Origin of the sequence: Brevundimonas sp. (genome assembly GCF_046295075.1) — a bacterium.
Lineage (GTDB): Bacteria > Pseudomonadota > Alphaproteobacteria > Caulobacterales > Caulobacteraceae > Brevundimonas.
This window is the reverse complement of the sequence record NZ_JBKBOC010000003.1, coordinates 1-19,504: the sequence shown is the minus strand read 5'-3', so window position 1 is coordinate 19,504 and position 19,504 is coordinate 1. Positions and strand designations below refer to the sequence as shown.

Here is a 19,504-nt window from a genome sequence, read left to right as displayed (position 1 = left end):
TCAACTCTCTTCTATACGGCCGTGGCCGGCGGGGACGGCGACGTCGGCCTGTACATGGGACCGCGGCCCAAGTCGCGCCGTCAGCGGGCCAGCAATGGCGGCTTCCTCCGGCGCGCAGCGTGCGGTGATGCGCGGAGATAGAGTGTCGGACAAGAGCTGACGCCGCAGAGATCGCACCAACGATAGGGCGCGGGTCTGGACCGAGGGCAGTCCACTGGCGTCGAGCAATATTTCCTCAATCGGCGTGCGTCGCCAAGGCAGCGACACCTGCAACAGGCCGAATCGACTGATGGGTCCGAAGACGGCTTGCGGTTCATGGGCGAAGGCGGCCCTGGCGCTCTTGGCCTGCGCCTCGGCGTCCTGACCGTCCCCGACCAGGTCGATGACGACCAGACCGGCCCAGTTCCGAAGCCCGATCAGCCGCGCCGCCTGTCTTAGCCCCTCACGATTCGCGACCACCCTCGCCTGTTTCGGGTCACGACCGGGTATAGAAGCGAAATCGATGTCCACGGCCACCAGCGCGCGGGTGCGTTCAATCGCCAAATCGATTCCGTGCGACCCGAAGACGCAGGACCGGGCCAGGGCCTCTTCTTCAGCCTCTATGACCGCGTCGATGGCGGCGAGTCCGACGATTGATTCCTCGTCTGGCGCGAGTTCGCGCAACTGTTCGGCGACGCTGGGCGCGGCCTGAAGCAGGCGGGGTGTCCCCTCCCCCGGCCCTAGACGGCGAACCACAGCGCCCTTCCCGGCCCGAGGCTCGGCCGTGACGACGACCTCCAGCCGTTCGCCTTGGCTCAGGCGGTCGTTGCGGGGAAAGGGTAGGAAGGCAGCGGTAGCCGCGCCGATATCGACGAAGGCGCCGCGCAGGCCCTGATTCACTTCGGTCACCCGCCCGATTGACCGTGCGCCGAGCCGCGTCTGGGCCGCGTCGTCGTCACGATGGATCAGGAGATGGGTGTAGCGCCCGTCGCGCATGACCGCGCCGCGCGTCTCGCCGGGCGTCTCGTCGAGGAAGACCTCGACCGCGCCGCTCATGCGCGCCAGCCGACGCCGTTCAACAGCTGGACGGCCTCATAAACCGGCAACCCCATCACCGACGGATGGCTGCCGACAATTCGCTGGACGAAGGCTCCGGCCGGCCCCTGGATGCCATAGCCGCCTGCCTTGCCGCGCCAGTCGCCTGTGGCGACATAGGTCGCGATCTCGTGGTCCGACAGGGGCTTGAAGGTCACACGCGTCTCGTTGACCCGCGACGACAGCTTGCCGTCGCGCACCACCGCCACGCCGGTGAAGACGCGGTGATTGCGGCCGGACAGAAGTTTCAGGAAACGGATCGCCTCAGCCTCGTCCCCCGCCTTCTCCAGGAAGCGACGACCGACCGACACGACAGTATCGGCGGCGATGACCACGGCGTCGGGACGTCGTGCCGCTATCACCTGGGCCTTGGAGGTCGCCAGACGTTCGGCGAGACGCGGCGGCGTTTCGCCCTTCAACGGCGTCTCGTCGATATCGGCAGGATCGATATGGTCGGGCGTGATCCCGACCTGCGCCAGCAGTTCGATGCGGCGCGGACTGGCCGAGGCCAGCACCAATTCTGGACGCGCCGTCGTCACTTACTTGAAGCGATAGGTGATGCGACCCTTGGTCAGGTCATAAGGGGTCATTTCGACCAGGACCTTGTCGCCGGCCAGCACGCGGATGCGGTTCTTGCGCATCTTGCCTGCCGTGTGGGCGATGATCTCGTGGTCGTTCTCAAGCGTCACGCGGAAGGTGGCGTTCGGCAGCAGTTCGCTGACGGTGCCGGGAAACTCAAGTAATTCTTCCTTAGCCATGCGGCCTCTCACGCCCGATTAAAATGCGTTCGACCCCACGCCGGGCGGGCGCGAGGGGCGGAATGGAGGGGCCTAATGCCCGAAAACGCAGAGATAGTCGAGGTCAGCCGCGACGGTAGAGCGCACACAGTAACGTAAACAGCCGCCGCGCCGTTTCATGATCGACGACGATCTTGCCGTCCAGTCGTGTCTTCAACTGGTCGGCCCCCTCGTTGTGCAGACCACGACGGCCCATATCGACCGATTCGATCTGGCTGGGAGACGAGCCGCGCAGGGCCTCGTAATAGCTGTCGCAGATCAGCAGATAGTCTTTGATCACGCCCTTCAGCGGCGTCAGGCTGATGGCGTAGGTGCGGCTGAAGTTCTCGCCATCGATGTCGAACACCAGCCGATTGTCCTGCAGCGACAGCTTGAGCTTATAGGGTCCGCCCTCCGCACCGACCGGTTCGAAGCTGTTCTTTTCGACCAGATCGAAGATGGCGACCCGGCGCTCGTGCTCGATCTCGGCCGTGGCGGCGGGCAAGGTGACCGCGTCCAGTTCGACCGAAGCCAGCGTGTGGGGACCGCTCATGCCGCATTCCCTTCATCGCGTTTGGGGGCGTCCAGATCCGGGCCGTCGAGGTGGGTCGGCGCGACCCGCGCGGGCCACCGCTCGGAAATGTCCGTGACCACCGCGTCCAGGCATTCGACGTCGATCCGCAAATCCCCGCCGCCGGCGAACATCAGGATGACCTTGCCGCCGGGCGCATCCGTCGGGATGAAATCAAGCGCCAGCAATTCCAGCGAGGCGTCTGGGCTGCGCGACAGGCGACGGCTCTTGACCGCCAGCACGTCGCCGAACTGCATGGCGCACATCACCCGCGTCTCGCCGCATTCCCAGCAGAAGCGGCTGAAGGCGATGGTCAGGGTGCGCGCACTCTTCTCCCATACGATATCGACCGGCCGCAGGATGGCGTCCTGCAGCGCTGCGGAAATGATCTGAAGATCGTCGGCATCCTCGGCCAGCAGGCGCAGCGGCTCGACCGGCGCCTTGGCTTCGGAGATGACGCCGTCGATCTCAGTGCTCATCACCTGTTCCTTTTATGCGTCGAATGTCCGCGCCGCACGCGCCGAGCTTTTCTTCCAAACGCTCGAAGCCGCGATCCAGATGATAGACGCGTCCAACCGTCGTCTCACCTTCGGCGACCAGGCCCGCGATGACCAGGCACATGGAAGCCCGCAGATCGGTCGCCATGACCTGGGCGCCGTGCAGCACCTCGACACCGTTGACGTGGGCCTCGCCGGCGTGGACCGAGATGTCCGCCCCCAGCCGCGCCAGTTCCGGCACATGCATGAAACGGTTCTCGAAGATGGTCTCGCGCACCGTGCTGACGCCCTCGGCCGTCGTCATCAGGGCCATGAACTGGGCCTGCAGGTCGGTGGCGAAGCCTGGATAGATAGCCGTCTCGACGTCCACGGCCTTAAGCCGCTGCTTCGGATCACGCTTGATCAGCACGCCGTCGGCAGTGGGCGACACCTCGACCCCGGCCTCGATCATCTTGTCGGTCAGCGAGCCGATCAGCTCGGCCCGCGCCTTCGTCAGGCGCACCTCGCCCCCCGCCATGGCGGCGGCGACGGCGTAGGAGCCCATCTCGATTCGGTCGGGAATCACCGACCAGGTCGTCCCGTTCAGCGACGAGACCCCGGTGATGGTCAGAACATCCGTGTCGATGCCCTCGATCTTGGCGCCCATGGCGGTCAGACAGTGGGCCAGATCGCCGATCTCGGGTTCGCGCGCGGCGCGATGCAGCACGGTCGTCCCCTGTGCCAGAACGGCGGCCAGCAGGGCGTGTTCGGTCGCCCCGACCGAAACGAACGGAAACTCGATCTCGGCTCCTCGCAACCCCTTGGGCGCGCGAGCAGTGACATAGCCCTCGTCCAGCTCGATCTCGGCCCCCAGCGCCGTCAGCGCCTGGAGGTGCAGGTCCACCGGACGCGCGCCGATGGTGCAGCCGCCGGGCAGCGAGACCTTGGCCTCGCCTGTTCGGGCCAGCAGCGGCCCCAGCACATTGAACGAAGCCCGCATCTGGCGAACCAGATCATAGGGGGCGAAGGTTGAGGTCAACTCGGCCGCATGAAACAGGCTCTCCTGCCCGTCCGCGCCGTCGCGCTCGGTCACTTCGATCCCGAACTGGCGCAGCAGTTGGCCCAGGAACCGGGTGTCCGCCAGACGCGGCATATTGGTCAGCAGCAGAGGCTGATCCGTCAGGATCGAGGCGGCCATCAGCTTGATGGCGGAGTTCTTGGCGCCGCTGACGGGAATTTCCCCGAAAAGCTGGGCGCCGCCCTGAATGGCGATGCTGTCCATGACGTCCTTAAGCGCGCCCGAAGGAAACGCCTCGGGGGGATGGTTCTCTAGCAAGCCGTTGGACGCTTGCCAAAGGGCTGCGAGGTCGCGAGCCGATGACTTTCAGTTGCGATGCGTCAGTTGCTGTCGCGCGGCATCGCCGGCGTCCGCGCCGGGGCCTTGCGACGGCGCAGGTTGGCGCGAAGCGCCGAAGCCAGACGGATCGCCTTCTCGGCCTTGGCTCGCGCGATCTCGAACTCCGGCCCCGATTCGACGGGCGGCGTCGCCGCAGCAGTGGCGGCAGGCGTGTCGGCGTCATGCGGAGGATGAGTCATGGCCGGATGATGCCGTGATAACGGGCCATGTCCAAACTTTCTTTCGAAGGACCAAAAAGGCGCTTCCCTCCCCGGAAGGGTTTGGCTATACGGCCGCTTCCTCAGTCGGGGCCGCCGTAGCTCAGTGGTAGAGCGCATCCTTGGTAAGGCTGAGGTCGTGGGTTCGATTCCCCCCGGCGGCACCATCTGAGACCTGAAAAGGCCCGGCTTTCGCCGGGCCTTTTTGAGTTTCCAGAGCAGGCCTAGAGCCGTCAGTCGTAGCCGTACTGCCCACGACGATAGGGATCGCGCGCTTCCGCATCGCCGTCCTTGCTCCAACTGAAGCCCATCGACATCGATTTGGTGGTGGTGTCCGCGCCATAGCCCCGACCGCGCCAGCCGCCGCCGTAGGGCGAGTAGAAGCCCGGTCCACGCAGGCCGTAACCGCCGTACCCATAGCCCCAGGGCTCGTTGCGCCCCTCGCGATAGGCCAGGTCCAGGCGACCATTCTCGCCCACAGGCAGGGACACGGCGGCGCCATAGCTGCGATAGCCGCCGGTGCCGATTCCGGCCTCGACCATGCCGTGCATCTTGCGCTCCGCCGGCGGACCGACCTCGGCGCCTTCGTCGAAGCTGGCGCCTGGCGTGCGCGAGCTGATCCAGTTCTGGATCTGCTGTTCGGTCGTCAGGCCGTGCGGAGCAGCGTCCTGGGCCGTGGGGGCGGTCAGCGATTCTTGAGGCGCGGCCGCCATGGCCTGGGCCAAGGTCGGGGCGTTGGACGGCGCGGTCGTGACGACGCCGTCGGGATCACCGCCCGCCGCGACAAGGGCCGCACTCGCCAAGAAACCTGCAATCAGCATGGGCCGCCTCCGTTCGAAATCATCCTAGCACAGCGATTGAGGCCAAGGTCAGGCGACGCCGTCGCCCCGCTTAAGCGGGTCGGGCAGAGCCTCGCCTTCGGCGACGAAACTGAGCGCGACAGAGTTGATGCAATAGCGATTTCCAGTCGGCGGCGGACCGTCGGGGAAGACGTGGCCCTGGTGGCTGCCGCAGCGGGCGCACTGGGTCTCGATGCGGACCATGCCGTAGCTGGTGTCGCGAATCTCGTGAACGTGGCTCTCGTCCACCGGCTGGGTGAAGCTGGGCCAGCCGGTGCCGCTCTCGAACTTGGTCCCGCTCCTGAACAGCGGCAGGCCGCATTCGCGGCAGCAGAAGACCCCTGCCCGCTTCTCGCCCAGCAAAGTGCCGCAGAAGGGCGCCTCGGTGCCGTGCGACAGCAGGACTCGCCGTTCTTCTGGGGTGAGGTCGGCTTCCAGACGAGCGCGTTCCTCGTCGTTCGGCGGAGTCAGGTCGAAGCCCGACGGCGAACGCAGGCTTTCGTGTGTTGGGGCGAGATCGGTCATGATCTGCAAATGGGAAGGGGCGGGCCGGGGTTCCACCCCTGCCCGCCCCCTGATCCGTTCGGCGCCGCGTTTTTACTGGAACAGCGTGCCGACCCAGGCGCGCACAGCGGTCTCGTCGGTCGCCGAGCCCGTGTAGGCGAGGCCCTGCGCCGGGGTGAAGGGGGCGTCGTTGCCGCGCTGACGCGTCGTCCAGGCCTTGTGGCCATAGGTCAGCTCGGCATAGTTCGACGGCAGGCGCAGCACGGTGGGCTCGATGAAGATCGAATCCTCGGCCGTGACCGATCCGGCCAGGCGCACGTTCGGCAGGCGCGTCAGTAGATCCAGCGTATCCAGGCAGCCGCTGGTGCAGCCGCTATCGACCAGGACCACCACCTGACCGGCGACCGGGTTGGCCGCGCCGGTATCCGCCACGGACGGACGGCCCGGCATGGTGAAGGTCGGCTGATTGGCGGCGAGCGCCGAATCGAAGGCTGCGACGATGGCCTGGGTCTGTTCGATCACCGGACCGGATTCGGCGACGAAGCGCGGATCGGCCTGCATCCGAGCCAGGGTGTCGGCGAACCACTGACGGTTAGCCGTCGTGGCGCGATAGGTGATCGAGCCGGCTTCAGGCTGGCGGCTGACAGTGAACTCCGGCGTCCAGATGCGGTTGGCCAGGCCATAGCCCTTGCCGGTGGCGTTCAGCGATGCGCCGTTGGCGCCGCGCAGATCGATGACCAGGCCTTGTGCGCCGCGAATGGCAGGCAACTGGCCCTCGACGGCGGCGAAGAAGGCGTCCCAACCGGCGTCGTCGGCCAGAGTGTGGACGTGGATCCAGGGACGGCCGTCGACCGTCTCGACCGACAGCGGATTGGCGCCGGGCATATAGATGGTGGCGCGGTAGGCGGCCTCCAGGCTGGCGGCGTCGGCCGGCTGGGGCTGCATCTGGAAATCACGATCGCGACGCCCGACCTTGAAGGTGCAAAGCGAAGGCACGCCGCCGGTGAAGGGGTTGTTGCGGTTCCACAGCAGATAGGGGGCGGTGCGGACGCGTCCGGCCTCGGTCGTCAGGTCGCCTTCCCACCGGTCCAGACGTTCCTGGGACAGTTGAGCGGCGGTCTTGTCGCCGCATTTGACCAGTGTCGCGCCGACCGGCGGCACGTTACGCACGCCCGGCTTCACATAGGAGACGACATATTCGCCATTGCGCCAGGCTGTGGTCACGCCCGGCCAGCTCGTCGCGAAGAAGGGACCGAGCCCCTCATAGGTCGGGCGGATCGCGATGTTCGAATCGCGGAAACCGTTGGCGTAGTAGCGCATCAGATAGGCGTGGCTGTCGCCGCTGTTGACGCGCCCGACCTTGCCTTGCGCGTCGGCCAGGCCGGCGTCGATCCAGGTGCGGAAGGCTTCGCTGGGCGCGCCGGGGATCACGGCGGCGGGATGGTTGGCGGCCAGGGCGTCATGCGCGGCCTGAAGGTCCTGTTGCGCCAGGGCGCGAAAATCCTGTGCGACTGCGGCGCCGGCGGCGACGGTCAGCGACAGAACGGCGGCCGATGCGGCGGCGATCATGCGGTTCATGGAGGTTTCCTGCGGCCTTCTATTTCAAGCTCGTGATGAAGGTTAAACCTCATGCGTCACGCGCTTGCCAACCCCGCAGGTCAGGATTTCGCCCGATTGTCACACGCCCTGCGGCGATGCGGCGCGCTTTAGAACGGCGCCTTGGCCTCGGCCGCCGCGCCGAAGATGCGGTCGAAGCTGCGTCGCAACGCCTCGTCCGCCTCGTCCATCGTCGCCAGCACGCCCAGATCGACAAGGCTGGTGACGCCATGGTCCTGAATGCCGCAAGGCACGATGCCGCCGAAATGGTCCAGGTTCGGCTCGACGTTCAGGCTGATGCCGTGAAAGCTGACCCATTTTCGGACCTTGACGCCAATGGCGGCGATCTTGTCCTCGCGCGACCAGCCCGGCCCCTTGCGCTCGACCCACACCCCGACGCGTCCGGGCCGGATGTCGGCTTCGATGCCGAACTGGTCCAGCGCACCGATCAGCCACAGTTCCAGCCCGCGCACGAAACACCGCACGTCCTTGCCGCGCCGGTTCAGGTCAAGCATCACATAGGCCACCCGCTGGCCGGGCCCATGATAGGTGAACTGCCCGCCCCGCCCCGTCCGGTGCACCGGGAACCGGCCCGCATCCAGAAGATCCTCGTCCTTGGACGAGACCCCGGCGGTATAGAGCGGCGGATGTTCCAGCAGCCACACCATCTCCTGCGCCTCCCCGGCCGCGATGGCGGCGACTCGCGCCTCCATGAAGGCTTCGGCGGCGGCGTAATCGACATAGCCCTGCGACACGGCCCATTCGACGGGCCGCCCGTCGTCGAGACGCAGTTTCTGAAGGGACGGGCTTAACGGCTCAGCAAGCATGACGCTTCAATGTGGTCGGCGAGGCGTTTGCGCAAGAGACGGCCTTTCAGTGATCGAGAGCTTTACGTGACCCAAATCAACGCCGTCGACGTCGAAATCTCCGTGGTTCTGGGTCGATCGGTGCTGCCGATGTCGCAACTGCTGCGCATGGGCCGTGGCGCGGTGATTCCCCTGGACGCCGCAGAGGGCGACGAGGTCTGGATTTTGGCCAACAACTACCCCGTTGCGCGGGGCGAGATTGAGATCCGCGACGACCGAATCGCCATCACCGTCACCCGCCAGGCCGACGTCTATGACTTCATGGCCGGGTCCGCCTGAGGCTTGCATCCGTCGCTCGCCACGAACCGTTCAATTCGCCCTTTCCTTTTCCGGCGGCTTCGTCTATTCGCCGCCGCTCCGATGCGAGCGGTCGTGGCGGAATTGGTAGACGCGCAGCGTTGAGGTCGCTGTGGGGCAACCCGTGGAAGTTCGAGTCTTCTCGACCGCACCATCTGGCTAAACAGGGCGATTCATCGGCTAACTACGGCTGGACATACCAAGGGAGGCGACCACGTGAACACCACGGACTCCGCCTTCGCTCCAGCCGAAGCGCCTGATAACGAAGACCACGCCGCCCTGGACGAGGACTATGTCCTCACCCCTCAATTCGTCGAGAAAGTCGTGGACGCCGCCGACGACGGCGATGGGGTGCGACTGCGGTCGCTTCTGGAAGATCTGCACCCGGCCGACGTCGCCGACCTGATGGGCTTTCTGACGGCGGAACACCGCGCCGTCGTTGTGCTTTGGTTGCCGCCGGAACTGCTGGCCGAAACCCTGCCCGAGCTGGACGACAACATCCGCGAGGAGGTGCTTGAGCGGGTGCCGCACGGCACCTTGGCCGTGGCGCTTCAGGAACTGGACTCCGACGACGCCGCCGCCGTGGTCGAGGACCTGGAAGACGACCAACGCGAGCGCGTTCTGGCCGCCATGCCCGAGGTCGATCGCGCCGCGATCGAGAACAGCCTGGGCTATGACGAGGAGTCCGCCGGCCGCCTGATGCAGCGCGAGGTGATGGCCGCGCCCCAGTTCTGGAGCGTGGGCGACACCATCGACCACATCCGCAAGCAGGGCGACGACCTGCCTGAGCTGTTCTTCGACATCTATGTGGTCGATCCGTTGAACAGGCCGGTCGGCGGCGTGCCGATCAGCGGACTGTTGCGCGCCGCGCGCAGCATCGCCCTGTCCGACCTGATGGAACCGATCAACGTGATCGCCGTCGGTCAGGACCAGGAAGAGGTCGCCTATATCTTCGAGAAATACCACCTGATCTCTGCGCCGGTTGTTGACGCCGGCGGGCGGCTGGTCGGCCAGATCACCGTCGATGACATCGTCAACATCATTCAGGAAGAGAACCGAGAGGACATCCTGCGTCTGGCCGGCGTGTCCGACGAGGACCGCGGCTCGTCCGTGTCCGAAATCGTGCGCGGTCGCGTGCCGTGGCTGGCGATCAATCTGGCGACGGCGGCCCTGGGCGCCAGCGTCATCGGCCTGTTCGAAGGCACGATTCAGCAGATCGTCGCCCTTGCCGTGCTGATGCCGATCGTGTCCGCCATCGGCGGCAATGCCGGCACCCAGGCTCTGACCGTGACCGTGCGTGCGCTGGCGACGCGCGAACTGAACAGTTCGAACGCCCCTCGCACCTTCTGGCGCGAGATGGCGGTGGGCCTCGCCAACGGAATGATTCTGGCGCCCCTGATCGGCATCGCGGCCGGCTTCTGGTTCCGTGACGAAGACTGGAAGATCGGTCTGGTGATCGGCGCCGCCATGATCCTGAATTTGCTGATCGCCGCCAGCATCGGCGTGCTGACGCCGCTGACTCTCTCCAAGCTGAAGTTCGACCCCGCCGTGTCCTCCGCCGTGTTCGTCACGGCGACCACCGACTTCTTCGGCTTCCTGATATTCCTTGGTCTGGCCACACTGGTGCTGCTCTAGACATCATCCACGCCGATCCGGCGCGGGCCTTGCTGATGATCGTGCGAGCGCCGCGCGCCTGTTTCCAATTGGGTCAACTGTGTCTGACGTCCTCCCCAATCCCGGGCCCAAACCCGGCCCCAAACTCAGCAAGGTGTCCCGCGAGGGCGTCCTGCTGATCAAGAGCTTCGAAGGCTTCCGTCCTCGCGCCATGCAGCGCAGCGACGGCCGATGGGTGATCGGTTACGGCCACACCCATTCGGCCCGCGAGGGCGCCACGGTGTCCGAGCAGGACGCCGAACTGCTGATGCAGTATGATCTGATCCCGGTCGTGAAGGCTGTGGCAGATCATGTTCGCGTGCCACTGAACCAGCACCAGTTCGACGCCCTGGCCAGTTTCGCCTTCTCCATCGGCGCTGATCGGTTCGCCTCGTCAGACGTGGTCGAGCAGTTGAACGCCGGCGCCGCCCGCCAGGCCGCCTTGGCCCTGTCCGAATGGGCGGATGACGCCGCCGCCGAAAAGCCGACGCGCCGACGCTCGGCCGAACATGCGCTGTTCAACGCCGCCCCCGGCGCGCCCGTGACCCTGGCGGACCTGCTGGCCGCCCCCCTGCCGTCTCCATTCGAGACGCCCCAGCCGACCCTTGCCGCCGTCGAGGGCGCGCTGGACGAAGCCGTCGCTCCGTTCCCCGCGCACGACGAGACCGCCGCGCCGGCTGCGCCTCAGCCCCATTCCATCTATCCCGCTACAGCCGTCGGTCCCGTCGCCGCCAATGACCTGCAGGCGCCGCTCGAAGCCAAGCCCCTCGCCTCGAAGGCAGAGTTCACCAGCGCCGAGAAAGCCAGCGTCGTCCTGACCGCACCAGGCCTTTCGGAACCGGAGGCCGTTGCACCCGTCGATGCCGAAGCCGCGCCGAGCTCCGAGCCGGACGCGACACCCGTCGAACAAACGCCGAGCACGCGCGAAGTCGTCGCCCGCGCCAGGGCCGCGAAACGCCCCGGCTGGGGCGAGACGGCCACCTTCCTGATCATGGGCGGTCTGGGCATGCTGTCGCTGGGCGTCGCCATGGCGGCCTTTCGCCGCGCGTCGGTGTCGAACAGCAGCGACACGGCCACCGTCGCCTGGGTGCTGGCTCTGATCGCCGTCGCCTGCGTCGGGGTGTCGGGCTACAATCTCTATCGTCGCTGGGGACGGGCTGACCGCACCTGACAGCGCTTGGCGAAAGGCCGTGCGCAATGCTACGCCCTAGGGCATGAGCATTCCCTTCGCGCCCCAATCCATGGAATTCGGTCTTGGCGAAAACGCCGACGCAATTCGCGACACGACCGCCCGCTGGGCCGCCGATCGCCTGGCCCCTCTGGCGGCCGAGATCGACGAGAAGAACGCCTTCAAGCGCGAGCTGTGGCCCGAAATGGGCGAACTGGGCCTGCACGGAATCACGGTCGAGGAAGAATACGGCGGCCTGGGTCTGGGCTATCTCGAACACGTCGTGGCGATGGAAGAAGTGTCGCGCGCCTCGGCCTCGATCGGCCTGGCCTACGGAGCGCACTCCAACCTTTGCGTCAATCAGATCCGTCGCTGGGGCACGCCCGAGCAGAAGCAGAAGTATCTGCCCAAACTCATCAGCGGCGAACACGTCGGCTCTCTGGCCATGTCCGAGGCCGGGTCCGGTTCCGACGTCATGTCGATGCGCACCCGCGCCGACAAGAAGGGCGACCGCTACGTCCTGAACGGCACCAAGTTCTGGATCACCAACGCCCCCCACGCCGACACCCTGGTCGTCTACGCCAAGACCGATCCCGAGGCTGGCTCGAAGGGGTGCACCGCCTTCCTGATCGAAAAGGGCATGAAGGGGTTCAGCGTCTCCAAGAAGCTGGACAAGATGGGCATGCGCGGCTCGGACACCGCCGAACTGGTGTTCGAGGACTGCGAAGTGCCTGAGGAAAACATCATGGGTCCGCTGGGCGGCGGCGCCGGCGTGCTGATGAGTGGTCTGGACTATGAGCGAGCCGTCCTGGCCGCTGGCCCGCTGGGCATCATGCAGGCCGCGTTGGACGTGGTGCTGCCCTACGTTCGCGACCGCAAGCAGTTCGGCAAGCCTATCGGCTCCTTCCAGCTGATGCAGGCCAAGGTGGCCGACATGTACGTCGCCCTGAACAGCGCCCGCGCCTATGTCTACGCCGTCGCCCGCGCCTGCGATCAGGGCAAGACTACCCGCTACGATGCGGCCGGCGCCATTTTGCTGGCCTCGGAAAACGCCGTGAAGGTCAGCCTGGAGGCTGTCCAGGCCCTGGGCGGCGCCGGCTACACGAAGGAATGGCCGGTCGAGCGCCTGGTCCGCGACGCCAAGCTCTATGATATCGGCGCCGGCACCAACGAAATCCGTCGCTTCCTGATCGGCCGGGAACTGCTGGGAAGCTGATGGTTTGTCTCCGCAAAAGGAGACACCCGATGCCCGCCAAATCCGCAGCCCAGCAAAAGGCCGCCGGCGCCGCCCTATCGGCCAAGCGCGGCGAGACGCCGAAGTCGAAGCTGAAGGGCGCGTCCAAATCCATGGCCGCGTCCATGACCGAGACCCAGCTCGAAGAGCTCGCCGCCACCAAGCGGAAGACAAGCCCGACCATGTGCAGGACTGAGACATAGGCGAATTATCTGATCGCCTTTCCGTTCTGTAAGTGGCGATCCACGCGCCGACCGCCTAGATGGGCGCAATCCCTAGCCGAGCGCCCTGCCTGATGCCCGCCCAACCGCTTCCGAACGACGACCTGCGGCGGTTTTCCGACGTCCTCGAAGATCTCGGCCATGCCCCAGAACCCAAGCTGACCATGGACGAACTGGTCGCGTCCTTCGGCGAGCGCGGCTTCGGGGCCATGATCCTGATTCTGTCGCTGCTGGCGCTCCTGCCCTGGCCTCCCGGCGGCAAGGCAGTCTTCGCCGTGCCGATCATCCTGATGTCGCTGGAACTGGCTTTCCAGAGACAAACCGTCTGGCTACCGCGCTGGATGTTGAAGGCCTCGGTCTCGCGCAGCGCCTACAATGCCCTGATCGCCACGCCCTTCGCCGCCCCGGCCTGGCTGCGTCGCTGGGTCCTGTCGTCGAGAGTTCGGATCGCGCACCGCCGCTACATGTTCGCCGACCGCATCCGGCGCGCCGTGCGTCGACGGCCAAAGGGCGCCAGCGTCCTGAAACTGGTCCGCGCCGTCGAAAGGCTGACCCGCCCGCGCCTGCCCCTGCTGACCGGCGATGTCGCCGACACCTTCACCGGTCTGGTCTGCGTCGTGCTGGCGCTGATCATGGCCCTGCCCATCCCGTTCGGAGACGCCCTACCCGGCATCGCCCTGGTCCTGTTCGCGCTGGGCATGATGCAGCGCGACGGGGTTGCGATCCTGCTGGGCATGCTGGCGACAGCGGCGAGCGCCCTGTACCTGTTTCTGATCTGGGCGACGGTGGTCGAGGTGGGCCATCACGTCGCCGGCTGGTTCGCCCGCCTGTTCCACTGATCCCAACAAAAAGGGCCGCCGGGCTTCCCCGACGACCCTTCATTGCCTGACCGCTAACGGTCGGGCCGCAACTCAGTCTGAAAGGATCAGACCAGGCCCTCTCCGAGGACCAGGGTCGCGGTCGCCGCTCGCGATTGATGACAATGAGACACTGGATCACCTCCTTTCGACTGTTGAACAGGGAGGTGAAACATAAGACGCCTCAACGCCTTGCGCCAAGAGGCTTCGCGTTATCGTGACCGCGTCTATCTATTGCGTGGGCGACGCCCCGCCCGACAGGCCCTGCATGATCATCCGATTGATGTCGATCAGGTCCTGAAACGTCTCTTCGCCCCGCATCACTGCCGAGGAGTGACGATTGATGAACAGGCTCAGGGAAATGATCTGCGCACGCATGGGCGCACCAAGGGCATTGGCGGGATCGCTGCAATCGCCGGCCAGCGTCGACCACAGGCGCCGGTTCCAGTCCAGCGCATCGATACGCGTGGCAAGGTCGGAGGGATCGACGGTTGAGGCGTGAACCAAGGCGCGCGTGACCTGACCGAACAGACGGTACTCCAGGTCGCGCGGGCTCTCAGCTCTCGCTGTCGCCGCTGTGTAGGCCTGAAGCGACATTCAGCACTCTCTCTTCATACTCGACAATCTTACGCGCCGACATCAGGGCCTTGTAGTATTCGCGCGCCAGCACGTGACGCGAGGCCGAGACGCATTCGGCCAGGATGGCCGGGTTCTGCGTCGCGCCCATGAACTCGGTGATACGCAGCGCCAATTCGTCGTAAAACTTCGCCGCAGAACTCTCTTCCAGATACATCATCATGATGGGGAAGTAGATGCGTCGGGCAGGCGTGATGACGTCCTCGGCCTGCATGATGTCCTTCTCGCGCAGCACGCTGGCGCGGTTCTGCAGGATTAGCACGCCCCGTCGGTCGCCATTCTGGACCACGGCGCCATTCAGGACGAACTTTTCGCCGGGTTTCAGCGACAGCTTCAAGGCCATTGAGGACCGAACTCCAGATGGAACCGAGCCGGTCGTATCCGACAGGCATTGAATCGAACCTTAGCCCGCCATCAGTTAACCATCTCTTGTGAACTGGCCCCGCTGGAACGCCTATCGTCGCCGCTGCGTTGGTTTCTCGAAGAGGAGACGACAATGCCGGACAACGATTATCAGGACGACCAGGAACAGTCGGAAACTTTCGACGAGACCCATCTGGACGACGAAGGCGACGGTGAGTTCCTGCTCGACGAAGCCGATCAGGTATTGGACGTGACACAAGCCGACGGTGACGCCGACGAAGAGGATTTCGACGAGGACGCCGAGGTCGATCTCGACGATCAGTTGGCTTTGGACGGGATCGAGCGCGAGGCCGACGCCCTGCTGGGCGTGGACGGCGAAACCCGCAGCCAGTCCGACGCCGACGGCGAGCCCCAATCAGCGCCCAACGAAATCGAACTGGTCTATTCCGGCTTGATGGAAAATGAGCGCGGCGCCCAGGCCAGCGCCGCCCATTGGGAGGCCAAACGCCTCTCTGACGACGACATCTCCGATCTGGGCTACGGCCCGGACGGCGAACAAGACACTCCGACTCAATCAGGGCCGGCTCGATAAGGGAGACATCGACATGACCGATCACAAGGCACGCCACGACGCCTCGTCCGACACCCCTCACGCCAAGCGCAGCCCGTCCGAAGACGGTATGCCCGATCAGTTGGACAAGATCGAAAAGAGCGAAAGCCGCCAGGAGGCCTTAATCGATGAAGGTCTGGAAGAGACCTTCCCCGCCAGCGATCCCGTCTCGGCCAAACGCATCACCTGATCACTGTTCATGCGGATAACGATCCGCTACCCACTTCGTGGAGACACGGAGTGGGTTTTTCATGAGCCGGTTCGAAGGCACAGATCGATACATCGCCACCGGCGATCTGAAGGTGGCGGTCAACGCCGCCGTCGCGTTGGAACGACCCTTGCTGATCAAGGGCGAACCCGGCACCGGCAAGACGGTTCTGGCTTACGAGATCGCCAAGGCGTTCGACGCGCCCCTGATAACCTGGCACGTCAAATCCACGACCAAGGCCCATAGCGGCCTTTATGAATATGACGCCGTCAGCCGCCTGCGCGACAGCCAGCTGGGCGAGGCGCGCGTTCATGACGTCCGCAACTATCTGAAGAAGGGCAAGCTGTGGGAGGCCTTCACCGCCCCTGCCCGCCCCGTCCTTCTGATCGACGAGATCGACAAGGCCGACATCGAGTTCCCCAACGACCTGTTGCAGGAACTCGATCGCATGGAGTTCTACGTCCAGGAGACCGACGAGACGATCCGCGCCGAGGTCCGCCCGATCGTCATCATCACCTCCAACAATGAAAAGGAACTACCCGACGCCTTCCTGCGCCGCTGCTTCTTCCATTTCATCCGCTTCCCCGATCCCGAAACCCTGTCGGCTATCGTCGATGTGCACTTCCCCGGCATCAAGCCCCGCCTGGTGTCCGAGGCGCTGAAGACCTTCTACGAAATCCGCGACACGCCGGGCCTGAAGAAGAAGCCCTCCACGTCGGAACTGCTGGACTGGTTGAAGCTGTTGCTGGTTGAGGACATCGACGCCGAGACCCTGCGCGAGAAGACGCCCAACAAGCTGATACCGCCTCTGCACGGCGCCCTGCTGAAGAACGAGCAGGACGTGCATCTGTTCGAACGTCTTGCCTTCCTGAATCGCCGCGAAGGCTCGCGCCCCGGCGGCTGACCTGTGATTACCGCGATTTCACTGGATCGAACGGCGGCAGCGCGCAGTATGGAGGCCACGAGAGGTTCGACCATGCGTCACGTCCTGCTTTATCTAGCCCTGAGCGCCAGCCTGGCCGCGTGCGACGGCGACAACTCGGTGCGGATCACCACCACCTCGTCCGGCGACGATCAAGGCGCGGGCGTCCTGAAGGTCATCGACGCCCTGCAATGTCCCGACAGTGTCGGCGTGCTGACGCGCAAGGGCCTGATCGCGGCTGGCGGCACGAGCTGCGTCTATGGCGGACCAAAGGGCGCCGACGTCGTGCTGCATCTGGTCAAGCTGGACGGACGTTCCGTCGATGACGTGCTGCGCGATTTCGAGACGCGGGTCAGCACGGACCTGCCCCACACTGTGGCGCGTCTGGCTCCCGGCGCCGGCGACGCCTCGCCCGCGCCATCGACGACAAAGCCGACCGAGACCGCCTCGGTCCAGGCGCCCGGCGTCGATATCCAGGCGCGTGGCGACGACGCCTCGGTCAATCTTCCGGGGCTGAAAATCGAGACCCAGGGCGATAACGCCAGCGTCCGTATCGGCGGCATCAACATCCAGTCCAAGGACGGACAGAACACCCGCACGGAAACCTCCAGCGTCAGCATCGACACCAACGACAACTCCACACGCGTGCGCACCCGTGCGCCGGGCGCCGCCACGCGCATGACCTATATCCTGGCCGACGATCAGCCCAGCAACGCCGGATGGCGTCAGGTCGGCTTCGAGGCTAGAGGCCCCAGCGGCGGCCCTATCGTGGTCGCCGTGGTCCGGTCAAAGGATCGCGAGAACGGCCGCATCTTCGACGACGCCAAAGATCTGGTCGCGCTTAACGTCGGCCGCTGACGCCCGTCGAAAGGGCCCCTTTTCCCCGTCCATCGGCGCGGATGGGCCCATGCGGCTTGATCCCGGCGCGTCTTTGGGTCACCTGACCCCCCGACAAGCGATCAGGACACGCCCTTTGGCCGAGCGCACACCCAAGAAGAACGCACCGCGCGCATGGCAGCGCATGCTGTCAGGCCGTCGTCTGGACCTGCTCGATCCCTCGCCCTTCGACATCGAGATCGAGGACATCGCCCATGGCCTGGCCCGCGTCGCGCGCTGGAACGGCCAGACCATCGGTGAACACGCCTTCTCGGTGGCCCAGCACTCGTGCGTCGTCGAAGAGATCGCCGCCCACATCAAGCCGGGCCTGGATCCGAAATGGCGCTTGGCGGCCTTGCTGCATGACGCCTCCGAATACGTCATCGGCGACATGATCTCGCCGTTCAAGGCAGCCCTGGGGTCAGGCTACAAGGACTTCGAGGCTCGGCTGGAGGCCGCCATCCACCTGCGATACGGCCTGCCGCCCAAGACGCCGCACACAATCAAGACCCTGATTAAGAAGGCCGACAAGGCCTGCGCCTTCTTCGAGGCGACGCAACTGGCGGGCTTCACCGAAAAGGAATCGCTGGGCTTCTTCGGCAGCCCGCCCGAGGGCTACAGCCTGATCATCGAACCCCAACCCGCCCCGGTCGCCCAGGCCCGCTATCTGGAACGCTACCGCGTCCTCGCCGGCGCGGTAGGGCTGATCCCCGCCGACGACGCCTGGCATACGGAATAGCCATGACGCAGGGTGCGGAGGACGGCGTTCGCATCGGTCTGTCGGCGGTCGTTATGACGCTGAAGGCCCGCCAGGCCGTCGTCCTGACCACCCCATCCGAGGACGGCTCGCGCGCCCTGCCCTTCGGCCCGTTCGACCCGCTGCGCGATCGTACGTTCGAGCGCGCCCTGCGTGACTTCGTGACGGCCCAGACGGGGTTCCGCCTCGGCTTCGTCGAACAGCTCTACACCTTCGGCGACGCCGGCCGCGCCTCGCCCCGCGCCACGCCCGGCCCCGGCCGCCACCGCGAGGTCTCCGTCGGCTATCTGGCTCTGACGCCCGACGCCTCGGAAGGCCAGACCCACGACGCACGCTGGGACGCCGTCTTCGACTTCTTCCCGTGGGAAGACCGCCGCAACGACCACGACGCCGCCCTGACCGACGGCCTGCTCGCCTGGGCCGCCGGCGACGAACACCGCCTGGCCCGCGTCCGCGCCCTGTTCGCCCTGACGCCCGAGCATCGCTGGAACGAGGAGCGGGTGCTGGAGCGCTACGAGCTGCTCTATGAGGCGCGCCTGGTCGCCGAGGCCTGGCGCGATGCCGATCAGCCCCCGTCTCAGCCCATGCCCGGCCGCATCATGACCTCGGATCACCGACGCATCCTGGCCACCGCTCTTGGCCGCCTGCGCAGCAAGCTGAAATACCGCCCAGTCCTGTTCGACCTGACCCCCGGCGTCTTCACCCTGTCGCAACTTCAGGCGGGCGCCGAGGCCGTCTCGGGCCTCAGCCTGCACAAGCAGAACTTCCGTCGCGGGGTGGAGCGAACGGGCCTCGTCGAACCCACCGGACAACTCTCCTCGACCACCGGCGGCCGCCCCGCCGAACTGTTTCGATTCAAGGGCGTGGACGCCCAAACCGGCGCCGCGCCGGGCCTGTCCCTGCCTGCCCAAAGATAGCGTCGGATTTCTTTCACAGACGGGTTGCGAAGCGCTGCGGCTCCGACTAGAGAAGCCCCTCGCTCGACCAAGCGATATCGGCGCCGCGGAGAGGTGGCAGAGTGGTCGAATGTACCGCACTCGAAATGCGGCGTGCCTGGAAGGGTACCGTGGGTTCGAATCCCACCCTCTCCGCCATCCGTCAGCCCGCCGCTGACGACCGCCCAGATCTAGAAATCGTTGAAAGTTTAAAGCGGGCCGTGACAGCAGGTCGCGCTCGCTGTCGACTTTTCCTGCACAAGAAAAAAGAGGCGGCCTTTCGACCGCCTCTTCCTAAATGACCCGTCGTTGAAAGGCCGAGCCGCCGCAGCGGCTCGGCTTCCATCAGAAGCGATACCGCGCGCCCAGGAATACTTGGCGACCGGTGTGGTGATAGACATAGGTGCTGTCGCGCGAGCCGCCCAGTTCGCCATGATTCTGGCGATTGAAC

Annotated in this window: 25 protein-coding genes and 3 tRNA genes; 15 read left to right on the top strand and 13 right to left on the bottom strand. The window is 65.7% G+C overall.

The genetic code is table 11. The annotated features are described in order from the left end of the window. The 7 genes from ACK4MH_RS03450 to ACK4MH_RS03420 all read right to left on the bottom strand — a co-directional run bounded on the left by ACK4MH_RS03450 (position 1) and on the right by ACK4MH_RS03420 (position 4,493). A complete protein-coding gene (locus tag ACK4MH_RS03450) occupies positions 1-1,035 on the bottom strand; it encodes a ribonuclease E/G (RefSeq protein WP_409714800.1) in 1,035 nt (344 codons plus the stop codon). Then, complete coding sequence (locus tag ACK4MH_RS03445) at positions 1,032-1,613, bottom strand: Maf family protein (RefSeq protein WP_409714797.1); 582 nt, start codon at positions 1,611-1,613, stop codon at positions 1,032-1,034. The genes ACK4MH_RS03450 and ACK4MH_RS03445 overlap by 4 nt, the downstream gene beginning before the upstream one ends. After that, a complete protein-coding gene (gene infA, locus ACK4MH_RS03440; RefSeq protein ID WP_008261544.1) occupies positions 1,614-1,832 on the bottom strand; it encodes a translation initiation factor IF-1 in 219 nt (72 codons plus the stop codon). Positions 1,833-1,935: 103 nt separating this feature from the next. Continuing rightward, positions 1,936-2,403 carry a UPF0262 family protein gene (locus tag ACK4MH_RS03435; RefSeq protein WP_409714794.1) on the bottom strand — a complete coding sequence of 156 codons (468 nt, stop codon included), beginning with the start codon at positions 2,401-2,403 and terminating at the stop codon, positions 1,936-1,938. Further along, positions 2,400-2,900: a DUF2948 family protein gene (locus ACK4MH_RS03430; RefSeq protein ID WP_346495472.1), complete on the bottom strand. Its 501-nt coding sequence runs from the start codon at positions 2,898-2,900 to the stop codon at positions 2,400-2,402. Before ACK4MH_RS03430 ends, ACK4MH_RS03435 begins: the two co-directional genes overlap by 4 nt. After that, positions 2,890-4,179, bottom strand: a complete 1,290-nt coding sequence (gene murA / locus ACK4MH_RS03425) for a UDP-N-acetylglucosamine 1-carboxyvinyltransferase (RefSeq protein WP_409714791.1) — start codon at positions 4,177-4,179, stop codon at positions 2,890-2,892. Before murA ends, ACK4MH_RS03430 begins: the two co-directional genes overlap by 11 nt. Before the next feature lie 116 nt (positions 4,180-4,295). After that, positions 4,296-4,493 carry a hypothetical protein gene (locus ACK4MH_RS03420; protein WP_409714788.1) on the bottom strand — a complete coding sequence of 66 codons (198 nt, stop codon included), beginning with the start codon at positions 4,491-4,493 and terminating at the stop codon, positions 4,296-4,298. A gap of 110 nt (positions 4,494-4,603) precedes the next feature. Between ACK4MH_RS03420 and ACK4MH_RS03415 the strand changes: the two genes are divergently transcribed. Then, a tRNA-Thr gene (locus tag ACK4MH_RS03415) sits at positions 4,604-4,678 on the top strand. A 66-nt stretch (positions 4,679-4,744) separates the two neighbouring features. On the opposite strand, the gene ACK4MH_RS03410 is transcribed toward ACK4MH_RS03415, so the two are convergent. From ACK4MH_RS03410 to lipB, 4 genes are all read right to left on the bottom strand, one after another. Next, positions 4,745-5,332 carry a hypothetical protein gene (locus ACK4MH_RS03410; RefSeq protein ID WP_409714785.1) on the bottom strand — a complete coding sequence of 196 codons (588 nt, stop codon included), beginning with the start codon at positions 5,330-5,332 and terminating at the stop codon, positions 4,745-4,747. Between the two features lie 48 nt (positions 5,333-5,380). Further along, on the bottom strand, positions 5,381-5,875 hold the full coding sequence (msrB, locus tag ACK4MH_RS03405) for a peptide-methionine (R)-S-oxide reductase MsrB (RefSeq protein WP_409714782.1): 495 nt from the start codon (positions 5,873-5,875) through the stop codon (positions 5,381-5,383). A 72-nt stretch (positions 5,876-5,947) separates the two neighbouring features. Next, positions 5,948-7,432 (bottom strand): hypothetical protein, encoded by a 1,485-nt coding sequence (locus tag ACK4MH_RS03400; protein WP_409714779.1) that lies wholly within the window; start codon positions 7,430-7,432, stop codon positions 5,948-5,950. Between the two features lie 128 nt (positions 7,433-7,560). Beyond that, positions 7,561-8,277 carry a lipoyl(octanoyl) transferase LipB gene (gene lipB / locus ACK4MH_RS03395; RefSeq protein ID WP_409714776.1) on the bottom strand — a complete coding sequence of 239 codons (717 nt, stop codon included), beginning with the start codon at positions 8,275-8,277 and terminating at the stop codon, positions 7,561-7,563. A 9-nt stretch (positions 8,278-8,286) separates the two neighbouring features. Here lipB and ACK4MH_RS03390 point away from each other — a divergent pair, with 9 nt between their 5' ends. The 7 genes from ACK4MH_RS03390 (at position 8,287) to ACK4MH_RS03360 (ending at position 13,728) form a co-directional block, all read left to right on the top strand. Next, complete coding sequence (locus ACK4MH_RS03390; RefSeq protein WP_135195731.1) at positions 8,287-8,595, top strand: FliM/FliN family flagellar motor switch protein; 309 nt, start codon at positions 8,287-8,289, stop codon at positions 8,593-8,595. 87 nt (positions 8,596-8,682) lie between these two features. Further along, positions 8,683-8,767, top strand: a tRNA-Leu gene (locus ACK4MH_RS03385). A 62-nt stretch (positions 8,768-8,829) separates the two neighbouring features. Continuing rightward, on the top strand, positions 8,830-10,248 hold the full coding sequence (gene mgtE, locus ACK4MH_RS03380; RefSeq protein ID WP_409714773.1) for a magnesium transporter: 1,419 nt from the start codon (positions 8,830-8,832) through the stop codon (positions 10,246-10,248). Between the two features lie 79 nt (positions 10,249-10,327). Further along, the gene (locus ACK4MH_RS03375) at positions 10,328-11,437 is read left to right on the top strand and encodes a glycoside hydrolase family protein (RefSeq protein ID WP_409714770.1); all 1,110 of its coding nucleotides are present in this window, start codon (positions 10,328-10,330) and stop codon (positions 11,435-11,437) included. Between the two features lie 43 nt (positions 11,438-11,480). Beyond that, positions 11,481-12,650: an isovaleryl-CoA dehydrogenase gene (locus ACK4MH_RS03370; RefSeq protein WP_409714767.1), complete on the top strand. Its 1,170-nt coding sequence runs from the start codon at positions 11,481-11,483 to the stop codon at positions 12,648-12,650. 29 nt (positions 12,651-12,679) lie between these two features. Beyond that, positions 12,680-12,871 (top strand): DUF3008 family protein, encoded by a 192-nt coding sequence (locus ACK4MH_RS03365; RefSeq protein ID WP_409714764.1) that lies wholly within the window; start codon positions 12,680-12,682, stop codon positions 12,869-12,871. Positions 12,872-12,963: 92 nt separating this feature from the next. Continuing rightward, positions 12,964-13,728: an exopolysaccharide biosynthesis protein gene (locus ACK4MH_RS03360; protein ID WP_409714760.1), complete on the top strand. Its 765-nt coding sequence runs from the start codon at positions 12,964-12,966 to the stop codon at positions 13,726-13,728. A gap of 249 nt (positions 13,729-13,977) precedes the next feature. On the opposite strand, the gene flaF is transcribed toward ACK4MH_RS03360, so the two are convergent. Together flaF and flbT are read right to left on the bottom strand one after the other, a co-directional pair. Beyond that, positions 13,978-14,343, bottom strand: coding sequence for a flagellar biosynthesis regulator FlaF (gene flaF / locus ACK4MH_RS03355; RefSeq protein ID WP_409714756.1), 366 nt, complete (start codon positions 14,341-14,343; stop codon positions 13,978-13,980). Beyond that, positions 14,303-14,725 carry a flagellar biosynthesis repressor FlbT gene (gene flbT, locus ACK4MH_RS03350; protein WP_409714753.1) on the bottom strand — a complete coding sequence of 141 codons (423 nt, stop codon included), beginning with the start codon at positions 14,723-14,725 and terminating at the stop codon, positions 14,303-14,305. The genes flaF and flbT overlap by 41 nt, the downstream gene beginning before the upstream one ends. A 153-nt stretch (positions 14,726-14,878) precedes the next feature. Here flbT and ACK4MH_RS03345 point away from each other — a divergent pair, with 153 nt between their 5' ends. The 7 genes from ACK4MH_RS03345 to ACK4MH_RS03315 all read left to right on the top strand — a co-directional run bounded on the left by ACK4MH_RS03345 (position 14,879) and on the right by ACK4MH_RS03315 (position 19,212). Then, on the top strand, positions 14,879-15,337 hold the full coding sequence (locus tag ACK4MH_RS03345) for a hypothetical protein (RefSeq protein WP_409714750.1): 459 nt from the start codon (positions 14,879-14,881) through the stop codon (positions 15,335-15,337). A gap of 13 nt (positions 15,338-15,350) precedes the next feature. Continuing rightward, complete coding sequence (locus ACK4MH_RS03340; RefSeq protein WP_409714748.1) at positions 15,351-15,545, top strand: hypothetical protein; 195 nt, start codon at positions 15,351-15,353, stop codon at positions 15,543-15,545. Between the two features lie 61 nt (positions 15,546-15,606). Then, entirely contained in the window at positions 15,607-16,467 is an 861-nt protein-coding gene (locus tag ACK4MH_RS03335; RefSeq protein WP_346495511.1) for a MoxR family ATPase, read from the top strand. Between the two features lie 72 nt (positions 16,468-16,539). Next, a complete protein-coding gene (locus tag ACK4MH_RS03330) occupies positions 16,540-17,343 on the top strand; it encodes a methyltransferase type 11 (RefSeq protein WP_409714745.1) in 804 nt (267 codons plus the stop codon). A 115-nt stretch (positions 17,344-17,458) separates the two neighbouring features. Then, on the top strand, positions 17,459-18,100 hold the full coding sequence (locus ACK4MH_RS03325; RefSeq protein ID WP_409714742.1) for a YfbR-like 5'-deoxynucleotidase: 642 nt from the start codon (positions 17,459-17,461) through the stop codon (positions 18,098-18,100). Between the two features lie 2 nt (positions 18,101-18,102). Further along, positions 18,103-19,035 carry an NUDIX hydrolase gene (locus tag ACK4MH_RS03320; protein WP_409714739.1) on the top strand — a complete coding sequence of 311 codons (933 nt, stop codon included), beginning with the start codon at positions 18,103-18,105 and terminating at the stop codon, positions 19,033-19,035. A gap of 87 nt (positions 19,036-19,122) precedes the next feature. Then, positions 19,123-19,212 (top strand) — tRNA-Ser (locus ACK4MH_RS03315). Positions 19,213-19,504 lie beyond the last annotated feature (292 nt).

Coding starts and splice junctions, on each gene's coding strand:
- ACK4MH_RS03450 (WP_409714800.1), bottom strand. CDS start 1,035: ATGAGCGGCGCGGTCGAGGTCTTCCTCGACGAGACGCCCGGCGAGACG.
- infA (WP_008261544.1), bottom strand. CDS start 1,832: ATGGCTAAGGAAGAATTACTTGAGTTTCCCGGCACCGTCAGCGAACTG.
- ACK4MH_RS03435 (WP_409714794.1), bottom strand. CDS start 2,403: ATGAGCGGTCCCCACACGCTGGCTTCGGTCGAACTGGACGCGGTCACC.
- ACK4MH_RS03430 (WP_346495472.1), bottom strand. CDS start 2,900: ATGAGCACTGAGATCGACGGCGTCATCTCCGAAGCCAAGGCGCCGGTC.
- murA (WP_409714791.1), bottom strand. CDS start 4,179: ATGGACAGCATCGCCATTCAGGGCGGCGCCCAGCTTTTCGGGGAAATT.
- ACK4MH_RS03420 (WP_409714788.1), bottom strand. CDS start 4,493: ATGACTCATCCTCCGCATGACGCCGACACGCCTGCCGCCACTGCTGCG.
- ACK4MH_RS03410 (WP_409714785.1), bottom strand. CDS start 5,332: ATGCTGATTGCAGGTTTCTTGGCGAGTGCGGCCCTTGTCGCGGCGGGC.
- msrB (WP_409714782.1), bottom strand. CDS start 5,875: ATGACCGATCTCGCCCCAACACACGAAAGCCTGCGTTCGCCGTCGGGC.
- ACK4MH_RS03400 (WP_409714779.1), bottom strand. CDS start 7,432: ATGAACCGCATGATCGCCGCCGCATCGGCCGCCGTTCTGTCGCTGACC.
- lipB (WP_409714776.1), bottom strand. CDS start 8,277: ATGCTTGCTGAGCCGTTAAGCCCGTCCCTTCAGAAACTGCGTCTCGAC.
- ACK4MH_RS03390 (WP_135195731.1), top strand. CDS start 8,287: ATGTGGTCGGCGAGGCGTTTGCGCAAGAGACGGCCTTTCAGTGATCGA.
- ACK4MH_RS03370 (WP_409714767.1), top strand. CDS start 11,481: ATGAGCATTCCCTTCGCGCCCCAATCCATGGAATTCGGTCTTGGCGAA.
- ACK4MH_RS03365 (WP_409714764.1), top strand. CDS start 12,680: ATGCCCGCCAAATCCGCAGCCCAGCAAAAGGCCGCCGGCGCCGCCCTA.
- ACK4MH_RS03360 (WP_409714760.1), top strand. CDS start 12,964: ATGCCCGCCCAACCGCTTCCGAACGACGACCTGCGGCGGTTTTCCGAC.
- flaF (WP_409714756.1), bottom strand. CDS start 14,343: ATGTCGCTTCAGGCCTACACAGCGGCGACAGCGAGAGCTGAGAGCCCG.
- flbT (WP_409714753.1), bottom strand. CDS start 14,725: ATGGCCTTGAAGCTGTCGCTGAAACCCGGCGAAAAGTTCGTCCTGAAT.
- ACK4MH_RS03345 (WP_409714750.1), top strand. CDS start 14,879: ATGCCGGACAACGATTATCAGGACGACCAGGAACAGTCGGAAACTTTC.
- ACK4MH_RS03340 (WP_409714748.1), top strand. CDS start 15,351: ATGACCGATCACAAGGCACGCCACGACGCCTCGTCCGACACCCCTCAC.
- ACK4MH_RS03335 (WP_346495511.1), top strand. CDS start 15,607: ATGAGCCGGTTCGAAGGCACAGATCGATACATCGCCACCGGCGATCTG.
- ACK4MH_RS03330 (WP_409714745.1), top strand. CDS start 16,540: ATGCGTCACGTCCTGCTTTATCTAGCCCTGAGCGCCAGCCTGGCCGCG.
- ACK4MH_RS03320 (WP_409714739.1), top strand. CDS start 18,103: ATGACGCAGGGTGCGGAGGACGGCGTTCGCATCGGTCTGTCGGCGGTC.